The 12,584-nt window shown below is 65.4% G+C and carries 12 protein-coding genes; all 12 read left to right on the top strand.

Going from position 1 to position 12,584, the window contains the following annotated elements:
* Positions 1-178 precede the first annotated feature (178 nt).
* Positions 179-1,582: a dihydrolipoyl dehydrogenase gene (lpdA, locus tag NTZ26_06035; protein ID MCX6560059.1), complete on the top strand. Its 1,404-nt coding sequence runs from the start codon at positions 179-181 to the stop codon at positions 1,580-1,582.
* Between the two features lie 54 nt (positions 1,583-1,636).
* The gene (locus NTZ26_06030) at positions 1,637-1,981 is read left to right on the top strand and encodes an NADH-quinone oxidoreductase subunit A (protein ID MCX6560058.1); all 345 of its coding nucleotides are present in this window, start codon (positions 1,637-1,639) and stop codon (positions 1,979-1,981) included.
* Positions 1,982-1,985: 4 nt separating this feature from the next.
* Positions 1,986-2,462, top strand: a complete 477-nt coding sequence (gene nuoB / locus NTZ26_06025) for an NADH-quinone oxidoreductase subunit NuoB (GenBank protein MCX6560057.1) — start codon at positions 1,986-1,988, stop codon at positions 2,460-2,462.
* Complete coding sequence (locus tag NTZ26_06020) at positions 2,441-2,935, top strand: NADH-quinone oxidoreductase subunit C (GenBank protein MCX6560056.1); 495 nt, start codon at positions 2,441-2,443, stop codon at positions 2,933-2,935. The genes nuoB and NTZ26_06020 overlap by 22 nt, the downstream gene beginning before the upstream one ends.
* Positions 2,932-4,266: an NADH-quinone oxidoreductase subunit D gene (locus tag NTZ26_06015; GenBank protein ID MCX6560055.1), complete on the top strand. Its 1,335-nt coding sequence runs from the start codon at positions 2,932-2,934 to the stop codon at positions 4,264-4,266. The genes NTZ26_06020 and NTZ26_06015 overlap by 4 nt, the downstream gene beginning before the upstream one ends.
* The gene (nuoE, locus tag NTZ26_06010) at positions 4,263-4,736 is read left to right on the top strand and encodes an NADH-quinone oxidoreductase subunit NuoE (protein MCX6560054.1); all 474 of its coding nucleotides are present in this window, start codon (positions 4,263-4,265) and stop codon (positions 4,734-4,736) included. Before NTZ26_06015 ends, nuoE begins: the two co-directional genes overlap by 4 nt.
* 51 nt (positions 4,737-4,787) lie before the next feature.
* On the top strand, positions 4,788-6,008 hold the full coding sequence (gene nuoF / locus NTZ26_06005) for an NADH-quinone oxidoreductase subunit NuoF (GenBank protein MCX6560053.1): 1,221 nt from the start codon (positions 4,788-4,790) through the stop codon (positions 6,006-6,008).
* Positions 6,005-7,537, top strand: coding sequence for a 2Fe-2S iron-sulfur cluster-binding protein (locus NTZ26_06000; protein MCX6560052.1), 1,533 nt, complete (start codon positions 6,005-6,007; stop codon positions 7,535-7,537). The genes nuoF and NTZ26_06000 overlap by 4 nt, the downstream gene beginning before the upstream one ends.
* Positions 7,534-8,607, top strand: coding sequence for an NADH-quinone oxidoreductase subunit H (locus tag NTZ26_05995; GenBank protein MCX6560051.1), 1,074 nt, complete (start codon positions 7,534-7,536; stop codon positions 8,605-8,607). The genes NTZ26_06000 and NTZ26_05995 overlap by 4 nt, the downstream gene beginning before the upstream one ends.
* Position 8,608: 1 nt before the next feature.
* Entirely contained in the window at positions 8,609-9,082 is a 474-nt protein-coding gene (locus NTZ26_05990) for an NADH-quinone oxidoreductase subunit I (protein ID MCX6560050.1), read from the top strand.
* 76 nt (positions 9,083-9,158) lie between these two features.
* Positions 9,159-10,508 carry an NADP-dependent malic enzyme gene (locus NTZ26_05985; protein ID MCX6560049.1) on the top strand — a complete coding sequence of 450 codons (1,350 nt, stop codon included), beginning with the start codon at positions 9,159-9,161 and terminating at the stop codon, positions 10,506-10,508.
* A 463-nt stretch (positions 10,509-10,971) separates the two neighbouring features.
* On the top strand, positions 10,972-12,372 hold the full coding sequence (gene ltrA, locus NTZ26_05980) for a group II intron reverse transcriptase/maturase (GenBank protein ID MCX6560048.1): 1,401 nt from the start codon (positions 10,972-10,974) through the stop codon (positions 12,370-12,372).
* Positions 12,373-12,584: the final 212 nt, after the last annotated feature.

The raw sequence follows: 12,584 nt of genomic DNA, 5'->3' as shown, positions 1-12,584 counted from the left end.
ATCCCCCCTACGTCCCTCGCCCTGGTTTTAAGATTGCGTTTTTCTGAACGAGAAGATGCAAGTCAAACGGCATAGGCTACCATGAGGGGGAGTCCGGCTTGAAAAGGAAAGGCGACTCGGCTATGGTAAGAATCCTCAAGTCGAAACCCCGGCCTCAAGCCGGGACGAGGAGATCCATATGGAAACGCTCAAGAAAGACATCGCCATCATCGGCGGCGGGCCCGGCGGCTATGTCGCCGCCATCCGGGCCGCCCAGCTCGGCCGGAGCGTCGTCCTTTTCGAGCGCGATCGCGTCGGCGGGACCTGCATGAACTGGGGCTGCATCCCGACCAAGCATCTGCTCCATCAGACCAAGGTTTTTCAGGAGGTCCGCCGCAGCAAGACCCTGACCGGACCCCTCGCCCAGATCGGCTGCAACTGGATCAAGGTCCAGGAGGAGAAGCGCAAAGTCGTCGACCGTCTCGTCCGGGGCGTGGAATTCCTGCTGCAGCACGGCGGCATCGAGGTGGTGGCGGGGGAGGCGATCCTTGCGGATGAGCGGACCGTTCTGGCCCGGACCGGTGAAGGGGAGAAAAAATATGAAGCCGGTTCGATCATCCTGGCCTCCGGAAGCCGGGCCGCGAACCTGCCTTTCCTGGCCGCGGACGGAACCGACGTCGTCACCAGTACGGAAGCGCTGGCCTTCGAAGCGCCCCCCAAGTCGCTGCTCGTCGTCGGGGCCGGGGCGATCGGCCTGGAGATGGGCACGATCTACGCCCGTCTGGGCACCGAAGTCACGGTGTTGGAGATTCTGCCCCAGATCCTGCCGGGAAGCGACCGCGAGCTGGCCGGCCGTCTGGAGCTGCTCCTCAAGCGACAGGGGGTCAAAGTCCTCACCCAAATGCGAATCGAATCCCACCGGCGGGCTGACGGCCGCTCTATTCTGGCCGGAACCTGCCTCAAGAATCAGACCCCGTTCGAGTTCCAAGCCGAGCGGGTCCTGCTGGCGGCGGGCCGCAAGCCCAATTCCGAATCCTTGTTCACCGGGGCGCCGTTCCTTCCGCTCAGCCGCCAGGGATACCTGGAGACCGACGAGACCCTTCGCACCATCGTGCCGGGCGTCTTCGCCATCGGGGACCTCATCGGCGGCAAGCTCTTGGCCCATAAGGCCTCGCACGAAGGGCTGGCGGCAGCCGCCAACGCCGCCGGCGGCCGCGAGACGGTCCGCTATGACGCGCTGCCGATGGCCGTCTTCACCGATCCCGAATTCGCCTCGGTCGGACTGACGGAGGAGGAGGCCCGATCCCGGACCGACCACGTTCGTATCGGAGTCTTCTCTTTCCAGGCCAACGGGCGGGCCCTGACCATGGACTGCGCCGAAGGGCAGGTCAAGATCGTGGCTGGGCCCGACGACCGGATCCTCGGCGCCCATATCCTGGGTCCCTGCGCCAGCGACCTGCTGGCGGAGCTGACCCTGGCCATGACTCGCGGGCTGACCGCGGCCGAGGTGGCCGGCTCCATCCATATCCACCCGACCCTGTCCGAGGCGGTCATGGAGGCCGCCCTCAAGGTCGGAGGAGTCGCCATCCACGCCGTCAATTGAGACATTGCGAAAATCTTACCTTTCCGATAAAATTCCTCCGACCGCAGAAAAATCATGAATGCCCTCGTCGTCGTCTTCGCGCTGTTTGGTCTGCTCGGCCTCATTCTCCTTTCTCTTAACGCCGTACTTGGACCGCGCCGGACGAACCCGGCCAAGGAGATGCCGTTCGAGTGCGGCAGCCCCGAGCTCCAGAAGGGGATCCGCCCTTTCCCCATCAAGTTCAGCCTGGTCGCCTTCCTCTTTCTCCTGCTCGACGTCGAAGCGGCCTTTTATTTCCCGTGGGCTCTTGTCCTGCGCTCGATCAAGGGCCCGGCCCTGGCGGCCATGAGCGTCTACACCGCGATTTTGGCGGCCGGCCTGGCCTACGCCTGGGCCAAGGGCGCCTTCACTTGGGACTGATCCGATGTCCGGGAACTTCATCACGACCAGCTTCAACGCCATGCTGGGCTGGGGCCGCAAGTACAGCCTCTTTCACTATCCCTTTGTCACCGCCTGCTGCGGCATGGAGTACATGTCCGCCGCCTGCTCCCACTTCGACATCGACCGGTTCGGCGCCGGTTGGACGCGTTTCTCGCCCCGCCAATCCGACCTGTTGCTGGTCGTCGGCACGATTTCGCAGAAATTAGCCCCTGTCCTCAAGACCGTTTACGATCAGATGACCGAGCCCAAGTGGGTCATCGCCTTCGGCGCCTGCGCCGCGAGCGGCGGCATCTATGACAATTACGCCGTCGTCCAAGGCATCGACCGGATCATCCCCGTGGATATCTACATCCCCGGCTGTCCGCCGCGGCCGGAAATGGTCCTGGACGCCCTCCTCAAGCTGCAAGACAAGATCCAACACTTGGAACCGGATTGGCGATGGAAGAAGAAAAAACCCTAGACGCGCTGCGGGACGCCTGCCCGGGCGCGATCCTGGAGGCGGGGCTGTCGCTGGGCGACGCTGTCGCCGTGATCCGTCCCGAAGACCTTCCGGCCGTGGCCGCCTTCCTGCGCGACGGACCGCCGCGGATGGCGATGCTCCTCGACCTGACCTGCGTCGACCGCCCGGACGAGTCCGGGCGGTTCGAGATGGTTTACCATTTTTTAAGCTTGGAGACTTACGCCCGGGTGCGGATCAAGGCTCGCCTGCCGGCCGTGAATCCGGAGATCGCCTCCCTGACCGGGCTGTGGAAGAACGCCGACTGGCTGGAGCGCGAGGTCTTCGATCTGTTCGGGATCTGCTTTGCGGACCATCCGAATCTCAGCCGGCTGTTGCTCTACGACGGCTTCGAAGGCCACCCGCTGCGAAAAGATTACCCCCTGCGGCGGAGGCAGCCGCGGATTCCGCCCCGCCAGGACGGGCCCGGCTCATGACCACGCGCCTCGAGCGCCAGGCCGGGCCGGAGAGCCTCCTGCTCAACATGGGGCCCTCCCATCCGGCCATGCACGGCACGATCCGGATCATGCTCGAGCTGGACGGCGAGAGGATTCTGGCCTCCGAGGTCGAGATCGGCTTCCTGCATCGCGGCTTCGAGAAGACCTGCGAGAGCAAAACCTTCTTCAACCTGCTCATCTATACCGACCGCCTGAACTATGTCTCTCCCCTGATCAACAACCTCGGCTATGTCCTGGCCGTGGAGAAGCTCCTTGGGCTGGAGATTCCCGAGCGGGCCCGCTATATCCGCGTCTTGATGAGCGAACTGTCGCGCGTCTCCGACCACCTGACCTGTCTGGCCGCGATGGCCATGGAAAGCGGCGCCTTCACCGTCTTCCTTTACATGATGAAGGCCCGCGAGTTTCTCTGGGACGTGATCGAGCGGACGACCGGCGCTCGCATGACCACCTCCTATATCCGGATCGGCGGCGTCCGGGCCGAACTGGCCGACGGATTCGCGGCCGATACCCGGACGGCGGTCAAGGAAACCCGCAAGGTCCTTAAGGACGTCCGCGGCCTGCTCGACCGCAACCCGATCTTCCTGGCCCGGACCCGGGACGTGGGCGTGATGAGCCGGGAAAACGCCCTAGCCTACGGCTGGACGGGTCCTTGTCTCCGCTCGACGGGCCTCGCCTACGACGTCCGCAAGGCCCGGCCCTACCTCGTCTACGACCGCCTGGCCTTCGATGTGCCGGTGGGGGAGAGGGGGGACAACTTCGACCGCTACAAAGTCCGCATGCTGGAAATGGAGCAGAGCCTGCGGCTGATCGAACAGTGCGGCGACTGGCTGGAGAGGCATCCCGGCCCGGCCGTCCCCGCGGACGGGCGGGCCATGGTGCCGGCCGAAGCCATCCGGGAGGCGAGGAGGCGAAAGCCCGAAGGCCGGATCATCCTCTCGCCGAACCTCGAAGGATCCGAGAAGGAGCGGCTCGAGAGTCTTTATGCCTGCGCTCCCGGCGTCGTCCCTCCGGCCAAGGAGGACGCTTACGCGTCCATGGCCGGCCTGATCGGCCACTTTCAGTATTTCATGACGGGGCACGGCCTGCGCCCGCCCAAGGGCGAGGTCTACGCCTCGGTCGAGGGCGGCAACGGCGAGCTCGGCTATTATATCGTCTCCGACGGCGGGGATCGTCCCTACCGGCTTCACCTGCGGGCGCCTTGCCTCCACATTGTTTCGGCCCTGGAAGAGTTGATCCGCGGCCGCCTGCTCGCCGACATCATCCCGACCTTCGGATCAATGAATATGATCGGCGGGGAGCTGGATCGATGAGCGGGCCGTTGTCCGACGCGCTCCGGGCCGGCATCGCCGGCCTGGCCGAACGCTATCCGACCCGCGAGGCGGCGCTGCTGCCGGCCCTGCACCGGATCCAAGAAGAGATGGGGTGGATTCCGCCCGCGGCGGAGGTCGAGGTGGCCGGGATGCTGGGGCTCCGCCCCATCCAAGTCCGCGAGGCGGTCACGTTCTACACAATGTTCCGCCGCCGGCCGTCCGGGCGCCACCATCTCCAGGTTTGCCGTAACTTGAGCTGCACGCTGCGCGGAGGGGACGTCCTGCTGGATCATCTCCGCGCCCGCCTGGGCATCGTGCCCGGCGAGACGACGCCGGATGGCCGCTTCACCCTGAGCGTGGTCGAATGCCTGGGCAACTGCGAGAACTCGCCCTGCCTGATGATCGATTTCGAGGAGCACGGCCGCCTCGATCTTGAGGCCGTCGACGGACTGCTCGAGGGATTGGACTAACCCATGGCCGCCCTCTTGCTTAATGACGCGCGGAACGCCGGGAGCTGGCGCTTGGCCGAATACGAAGCCGGCGGCGGATACCAGTCGGCCCGCAAGGCGCTGACCTCCCTGACGCCGGAGGCCGTCCGGGACGAGGTCCGGAAAGCGGCTCTCCGGGGACGGGGCGGCGCCGGATTCCCGGCCGGCGCCAAATGGGGCTTCGTGCCCCAGGACGGGGCCGGACCGCGCTATCTCTGCGTTAACGCCGATGAGGGCGAGCCGGGGACTTTCAAAGACAGGCGCATCCTGACGCGCACCCCCCACCTTCTTCTAGAAGGAATCATCATCGCCTCCTACGCCGTCGGGGTGCATACCGCGTTCGTTTACATCCGGGGCGAATACGAGATGATCGCCCGCCGGCTCGAGGCGGCCGTGGCCGAGGCCTATGCCTGCGGCTGCCTGGGCCGTCGCGTCCTGGGCTCTGAATTCGGCCTGGATGTTCTCGTCCATCGCGGCGCCGGAGCCTATGTCTGCGGCGAAGAGACGGCGCTCCTGGAGTCTCTCGAAGGCAAGCGCGGCTGGCCGAGGCTCAAGCCTCCCTTTCCCGCCACGATCGGGCTGTTCCGCCAGCCGACCGTGATTCAAAACGTCGAAACGCTGGCCAATTTGCCTCGTCTGATGGCGGACGGCGCGGCGGCGTTCCTTGCCCTGGGCCGGCCCAAGGACGGAGGGACCCGCCTGTTCGGCGTTAGCGGAACGGTCGTCCGGCCCGGGCTGTATGAACGGGCGGTCGGGACCCCCCTGCGGGAGATCATTTTCGAAGACGCCGGAGGGCTTCCCCCGGGCCGCCGCTTGAAAGCGGTCATCCCCGGTGGGTTGTCTTCGCCCCTTCTTCTCCCGGACGAAATCAACGTTGCCATGGATGTCGATTCCCTGGCCGCGGCAGGCTCCATGCTCGGATCGGCCGGGATCATCGTCATCGCCGACGACACGCCGATCGTGACCGTGCTGGATCGCATGGCCTCGTTCTACGCCCACGAATCGTGCGGCCAATGCACGCCTTGCCGCCTGGGAACCTCCTGGCTGGCCAAGATCGCATCCCGTCTGGCCAAAGGGGAAGGCCGGCCGGGCGATCCGGCGGAGATCGAGCGCGTGGCAGGCCTCGTCCGCGGCCGGACGCTCTGCCCGCTGGGGGACGCGGCGGCTTTGCCGATCCTGGCCCTGACCCGCAAGTTCCGCACCGAGCTCGATGCAGCCGTCGCCCATCCTCGGCCCCCGGAGGCGCCCCGATGATCCGGATTTACTTTGACGGCCGGCCCGTCTGGGCCAGGGAAGGCGCCACAGTGCTCGACGCGGCCAAGGCCGCGGGCATCCGCATTCCGCACCTCTGCCGCCATGCTTCTCTGCCGCCGGAGGGAAGCTGCCGGATTTGTTTGGTGGCCGTGGAAGGCCTGCCCAAGCTCGAGCTGGCCTGTTCGACCGTCGTGCGCGAGGAAATGAAGATCGCCACTTCGAGCCCGTCCGTCCGCGAGGCCCGCCGGGCCGTGCTGGAGCTTCTTCTCACCGAACACCCGCTGGATTGCCCGATCTGCGACAAGGCGGGCGAGTGCAAGCTCCAGAACTACGCCCACGAATACGGGCTGACCGCGGGGCCGTTCGCCGAAGAACAGTTGCGGCGCGACAAGCTCGTCCCTCTCGGCGCCGGCCTCATCCTCGACCGCGAACGGTGCGTCCTCTGCACCCGGTGCGTCCGATTCCTGGCCGCCATCACCGGGACTCGGGAACTGGGCCTCTTTGAACGCGGGGTTCGGGCCGAGATCGGCCTTTACGACGACCGTCCGGTGGCTTCCGTCGACGCCGGCAACCTGGTCGACCTCTGCCCGGTCGGCGCCATCACCGACGCCCGCTTCCGGTTCCGGACCCGGCCTTGGTTCCTCGAAGCGCGGCCGACGATCTGCCCTTTCTGCGCCCGCGGCTGCGCCATGGATGCGGATTTTCACCCCGGCTTCGCCCGCCGGCCCGAATCTTCGGGCATTTTCCGGTTCCGCCCTCGTGTCAACCCGGAGATCAACGGCTGGTGGCTTTGCGACCGCGGCCGCCACGAGTCGATGGGCCTGGTCAAGAACCGTCTTCACGGAGGACGGGAAGCCGCGGACTGGAAGAGGCTGATCGCAGATCTGGCCGAACGGCTTCGGGAGATGAAGACGACCGGAAAACAAAAGGAAATCGCCGTCCTTTTAAGCTCCCGGCTGACGGCGGAAGAGCTGTTCCTGGCCTCGGCGCTGTTCCGGGCCGGGTTGGGCGTCGAGCGGTTCGCCTTTCTCGACCCACGGGAGGGAGCGGCGGAGGGCTTGCTCCTCCGGCCGGATCGTTCGGCCAATGCCCGCGGTGCGGACCGTCTCGGATTCGATCGATCCGTCGACCCGGCCGCCGCGGTCACGGGCTCCTCCCTGCTGATCGCCCTGGCGGCCGACCCGGCGGGAATCGCCGCTTGGCGCGAGCCGGGCGTCGCGCTCGCCGCTATCCGGACGAAGATCTTGATCGCACCCCAGCCGACGGGGCTTGAAGAGGCCTTTGATCTTGTCCTGCCTTCGGCCGGCGTGTTCGAGAAGAGCGGAACGTTCGTCAGCGAGGGCGATCGCGTCCAGGCGTTCGAGCCCGTCCATCCGCCCTGCCCCGATGTCCGGAGCGAGAGCTGGATTCTGGCTTCCCTGGGGACGGCCTTGGATCTGGACGCCGCCGTCTTCAGCCGGCCCGACGATCCCTCCTTCGCGGCCGCGGCGATGCGGGCGGCTCATCCCGATCTCGGGGGCGGCCGATGAGCGAAATCCTGATCTTCTTCATCAAGACCGCCGTCCTGCTGGTCTGGTTCCTGGTCTTCACCCTCTACCTGACCTGGCTCGAGCGCAAGGAGAGCGCCGTCATTCAGGACCGGATCGGGGCCAATCGGGCCAAGATCCTGGGCTTGCGGATCGTCGGCCTGTTCCAGCCGATCGCCGATGCCATCAAGATGATCTTCAAGGAGGACTTCGTGCCGCGGTTCGGCAACCGCGTCCTCCACACTCTGGCCCCGCTGCTCTCGTTCTTCTTCGTCGCCGTGACGATCGCCGCGGTGCCGATCGGCCCGACCATCCGCATCGGCTCCGGACTCGTCTCCCTCCAGGTCTTCGATGCCGACATCGGCCTGCTGTTTGTGCTGGCCATGCTGGCCCTCGGCGTCTACGGCGTCCTTCTGGCCGGCTGGGCGTCCAACAGCCGATTCGCCCTCCTGGGCAGCGTCCGGGGCGCCGCTCAGATCATCTCCTACGAGGCGGCCCTGGGACTGTCGCTCGTCGGATTGATCATGGTTTTCCCGACTCTGCGGATGTCGGAAATCGTGGCCTACCAAGGCGGCCTGGTGGCCGGTTTCCTGCCCCGCTGGGGCGTCTTCCTCCAGCCCCTGGGTTTCCTGGTCTTCTTCGTCGCCGCCCTGGCGGAGACCAAGCGGGTGCCTTTCGACCTGCCGGAGGGGGAGTCCGAGATCATCGGCTTCTTCGCCGAATACGGCGGCTTGAAATGGGGCCTGTTCATGATGACGGATTTCATGGAGGTCCTCATCGTGGCGGCGCTCATCACGACGCTTTTCTTCGGCGGCTGGCAGGTTCCCTGGCTGGGGGCCGACGGCTTCCATTTTCCCTGGGGCGGAGGCTGGACCTGGCCCGCCTGGCTGGTCGCGGCCGTCCGCATCCTCGCCTTCCAGGTCAAGGTCTTCTTTTTCTGCTGGCTGCAGATTCTCCTGCGCTGGACCTATCCGCGCCTGCGCTACGACCAGCTGATGGACCTGGGCTGGAAGCTTCTGATCCCTTTGAGCCTGCTCAACATCGTCGCCACGGCCCTGTGGGTGGGGAGATAACATGCGGCGCAGTCTCGGGCTTCTCTGGGCGCTGGTCGGGGGCGCGGCCATCACGGCCCGCCATTTCCTGGTCAATATGGTCTTCCACACCCTGGCCCTCGTCGGGATCAAGACCCGGCGCCGCGGGGCGGTGACCATCCAGTATCCCGAGAAGAAGAAGCCTCTGGCGGCCCGCCATCGCAGCCTGCATCGGATCGTGCCGCGCCCGGACGGCAAGCCTCGCTGCGTCGCCTGCCTTCTCTGCGTCACGGTCTGCCCGTCCGAGTGCATCTTTGTGGAAGCGGCCGAGGACCCCGACCCGGAGATCCAGAAGACGGCCGCCCGCTTCGAGATTGATCTGGCCCGCTGCTGCTTCTGCGGCTTCTGCGTCGAAGCCTGCCCCGAGGACGCCATCCGGATGGATACGGGGACGATCGACCTCGCTGCCGGATCGCGCCGGGACCTCGTTTACAGCCTGGATCGGCTCCTGCGGTAGGCCCGGTCCCGTTGACTTTGACCCCTGTTCGCATATAATTACCCTCCGTCTTTTCATCCCACAGGAGGTCATCGGAATGAAGAAAGTCACCGTCGAAGAGCTGCTCGAGAAAGCCGCCCAACCGGCTAAGGACGCCCCCCGCCTGCACAAGTTCTACAAGGGCAAGATGGGCATAAGCCTGAAGTGCCGGGTCCGCGACTTCAACGACTTCGCCATCTGGTACACGCCCGGTGTCGCCGCCGTCTGCAAGGAGATCCAGGCCGACAAACAGAAGGCCTACGAGTACACCAACAAGTGGAACTCGGTGGCCGTCATCAGCGATGGGACGCGAGTCCTCGGACTGGGCGACATCGGTCCCGAAGCGGGCCTGCCGGTCATGGAGGGCAAGGGCATCCTCTACAAGTACCTCGGCGGCGTCGACGCCTACCCGATCTGCCTCGACGAAAAGGATCCCGACAAGATCATCGCGATCGGCCGGGCCCTCCAGCCGTCCTTCGGTGGATTCAACCTCGAGGACATCGCCCAGCCCAAGTGCTTCCGGATCCTCGAAGAGCTGCGGGCCAAGTGCGAGATCCCGGTCTGGCACGACGACCAGCAGGGCACGGCCTGCGTCACCGTGGCCGGCCTGCTCAACGCCCTTAAGATCGTCAAGAAGAACATCGCCGAGGCTAAGATTACCGTCGTCGGCGCCGGCGCCTCGGGCATCAACATCGCCCACCAGATCATGCTGGCCGGAGCCAACGGGGACAACATGCTCTCGGTCGATTCCAAGGGCATCCTGTCCCGCGACCGGGCCGACCGGGAGAACCTGCAGAAGAACTTCAAGGAAAAGTGGGACATATGCCTGCGGTCAAACCCCAAGGGCAAGCAGGGCTCGATCGCCGACGCCCTCCTGGGCGCCGACGTCCTCATCAGCGCGTCGACGCCGGGTCCGGGCACGATCAAGCCCGAGTGGGTCAAAGGCATGGCCAAAGACGCCATCGTCTTCGCCGAGGCCAATCCCATCCCGGAGATCTGGCCCTGGGAGGCCAAAGAGGCCGGGGCCCGGATCGTGGCCACCGGACGGAGCGATTTCCCCAACCAGGTCAACAACTCGCTGGGCTTCCCCGGCATCTTCCGCGGCGCGCTCGATGTCCGGGCCAGAACGATTACCGACGGCATGTGCGTCGCCGCCGCCCGCGAGCTGGCCAAGGTGGCCGAGGACAAGGGCATCCACGAGGAATACATCATCCCGAACATGGACGAGTGGGAGGTTTTCCCGCGCGAGGCCGTGGCCGTCGGGACCAAGGCCATCGAGGAAGGCGTCGCCCGATTCCATTTCACGGCCGAGGAACGGTTCAAGATGGCCAACGACACCATCCGGGCCGCCCGCAACGAAGTCCAGTGGATGATGAAGGAAGGCTTCATCCTCGACCCGGACAAGTGATCCGAGCGAACAACGATTTTTTCGGGGGAGAGCCCAGGCTCTCCCCCTTTTTTTTGTGCGCCCGGCAGGGCGCACCTGCTTTAGGGTGCAAGTCCCGAACACGCCAGACAGGAGGAAGTGTTAGCCGGACGGCAAGGGCGCCCGTCGCGAGGCGGGGTCTGAAGGAAGCCGCAGGCAAAACGCCGGCCCGACGAACAGGAATCGCATCGAGGCGGCCGCGCGGGATAAGAAGGCGAAAATCTTCAACGTCCCAACCCTGTCCGGAACGCGCGGACGTATATGCGGCGGGTATAGGCGGGACAGCAGGTGTGCATGACCCGGGGAGATCTGTCCGGTTGCCCCATGGCTACTGTCTTCGAGAGAGGGCGGGAAGGCCGGGCAGAAGTCAGCCGAGGCCATAGTAGACCCCTCGACCGGGTTGAAGGGCCGAACGGGACGAACCGATAGGAGGACCGAAGCTTCGATGACGAGGGAGACGCCGGAGAAGAGGGCTGAGAGGCCCGAGCCCGATCGGGGGAGATACGGCCGGAAGCCGAAGGACTCCGGGAGGGAGGCGTCAAACGTCACGGCAGGGACGGAGCCCGACTATCCGGAGGACGAAGGATGGCTGGACGCGGTGGTCGAACGCGAGAACATGATCCGAGCCCTTAAACGGGTTCGAGGGAACAAGGGCAGCCCGGGGATCGATGGGATGACCGTCGAGGACCTGGAGCCCTACCTGAAGACCCACTGGGCGAGGATCAAGGCGGAGCTGCTCGAAGGCCGATACAAGCCGCAGGCGGTGAGGGGAGTTGAAATCCCCAAGCCGGACGGAGGGGTGCGAAAGCTTGGCATCCCGACGGCGGTGGACCGGTTGATCGGACAGGCCATGCATCAGGTGATGGCCCCGGCTTGGGATCGGACGTTCTCGGACGCGAGTTACGGGTTCCGACCGGGGCGCAGCGCGCTGCAGGCAGTTCAGACGGCCAGGGGATACGTGGCGGAGGGCTTCCGATGGGTTGTCGATATCGACCTGGAGAAGTTCTTCGACCGGGTGAACCACGACGTGCTGATGGCGCTTGTCGCGCGGCGGGTCAAGGACAAACGGCTGCTCGGGCTACTGCGGAGGTTCCTGCAGGCGGGGCTGATGACGGACGGGCCGGAAACGGTTCGGACGGAAGGCACGCCGCAGGGCAGCCCGCTGTCGCCGCTGCTGTCGAACATCCTGCTGGATGTTCTGGACAAGGATCTGGAACGGCGCGGACACCGGTTCTGCCGCTATGCGGACGACTGCAATATTTACGTGCGGTCGAAACGGGCGGGCGAGCGGGTCATGGCGACGGTGAGCCGGTTCCTGGGAAAGCGGCTGCATCTGCGGGTCAATCCAACGAAGAGCTCGGTTGGCCGCCCCTGGGACTTGAAGTTCCTGGGCTACTCGATCACCTCGGAAAAGAGCCCGCGCATGCGGGTGGCTCGTCGATCGGAGAAGCGGCTGAAGGACGGCCTTCGGCTCATCTTCCGGCAAGGACGCGGCCGCAACATCCTGAGGCTGATCGGGACGCTGAACGTGAAGCTGCGGGGATGGTTCGAGTACTTCCGATTAGCGGAGGTGCGGATCGTCTTCGAAACGCTGGACGAATGGCTCCGGAGGAAGCTCCGGTGCGTGCTCTGGCGACAGTGGAAGCGTCCGGCGACCCGACGACGAAAGCTGATGCAACGCGGACTGGACCAAGACCGGGCCTGGAAATCGGCTTCGAACGGACGTGGACCCTGGTGGAACGCCGGGGCCTCGCACATGAACGAGGCATACCAAAAAGCCGAGTTTACCCGCTTAGGACTCGTGTCACTGTTGGACAGCTTCCTCGGAGCCCGAGCGACGTCCTGAACCGCCGTATACGGAACCGTACGTACGGTGGTGTGAGAGGACGGGGGGCGCAAGCCCCCCTCCTACTCGATATCTCCCATCTCCGGGAGATGAGCCCTTTTTTCTCCCGTTTCCGGAAAAAGCCAAGCCGTCGCCCGAAGAGCGAAAGCTCCCGTCGCGGCTCTTGGGCCTGATGCTGCGCGGGCTTCTGAAGATTGACGGCAACCGGACGG

It is taken from the genome of Candidatus Aminicenantes bacterium, from assembly GCA_026393855.1.
Lineage (GTDB): Bacteria > Acidobacteriota > Aminicenantia > Aminicenantales > UBA4085 > UBA4085.
This window is presented reverse-complemented; position numbering and strand designations above follow the sequence as displayed.

What these genes read in the sequence shown, in the direction of transcription:
- NTZ26_05990 (MCX6560050.1), top strand. Translation starts at nt 8,609, where the DNA reads ATGCGGCGCAGTCTCGGGCTTCTCTGGGCGCTGGTCGGGGGCGCGGCC.
- NTZ26_06020 (MCX6560056.1), top strand. Translation starts at nt 2,441, where the DNA reads ATGGAAGAAGAAAAAACCCTAGACGCGCTGCGGGACGCCTGCCCGGGC.
- nuoB (MCX6560057.1), top strand. Translation starts at nt 1,986, where the DNA reads ATGTCCGGGAACTTCATCACGACCAGCTTCAACGCCATGCTGGGCTGG.
- NTZ26_05985 (MCX6560049.1), top strand. Translation starts at nt 9,159, where the DNA reads ATGAAGAAAGTCACCGTCGAAGAGCTGCTCGAGAAAGCCGCCCAACCG.
- lpdA (MCX6560059.1), top strand. Translation starts at nt 179, where the DNA reads ATGGAAACGCTCAAGAAAGACATCGCCATCATCGGCGGCGGGCCCGGC.
- ltrA (MCX6560048.1), top strand. Translation starts at nt 10,972, where the DNA reads ATGACGAGGGAGACGCCGGAGAAGAGGGCTGAGAGGCCCGAGCCCGAT.
- nuoE (MCX6560054.1), top strand. Translation starts at nt 4,263, where the DNA reads ATGAGCGGGCCGTTGTCCGACGCGCTCCGGGCCGGCATCGCCGGCCTG.
- NTZ26_06015 (MCX6560055.1), top strand. Translation starts at nt 2,932, where the DNA reads ATGACCACGCGCCTCGAGCGCCAGGCCGGGCCGGAGAGCCTCCTGCTC.
- NTZ26_06030 (MCX6560058.1), top strand. Translation starts at nt 1,637, where the DNA reads ATGAATGCCCTCGTCGTCGTCTTCGCGCTGTTTGGTCTGCTCGGCCTC.
- NTZ26_06000 (MCX6560052.1), top strand. Translation starts at nt 6,005, where the DNA reads ATGATCCGGATTTACTTTGACGGCCGGCCCGTCTGGGCCAGGGAAGGC.
- NTZ26_05995 (MCX6560051.1), top strand. Translation starts at nt 7,534, where the DNA reads ATGAGCGAAATCCTGATCTTCTTCATCAAGACCGCCGTCCTGCTGGTC.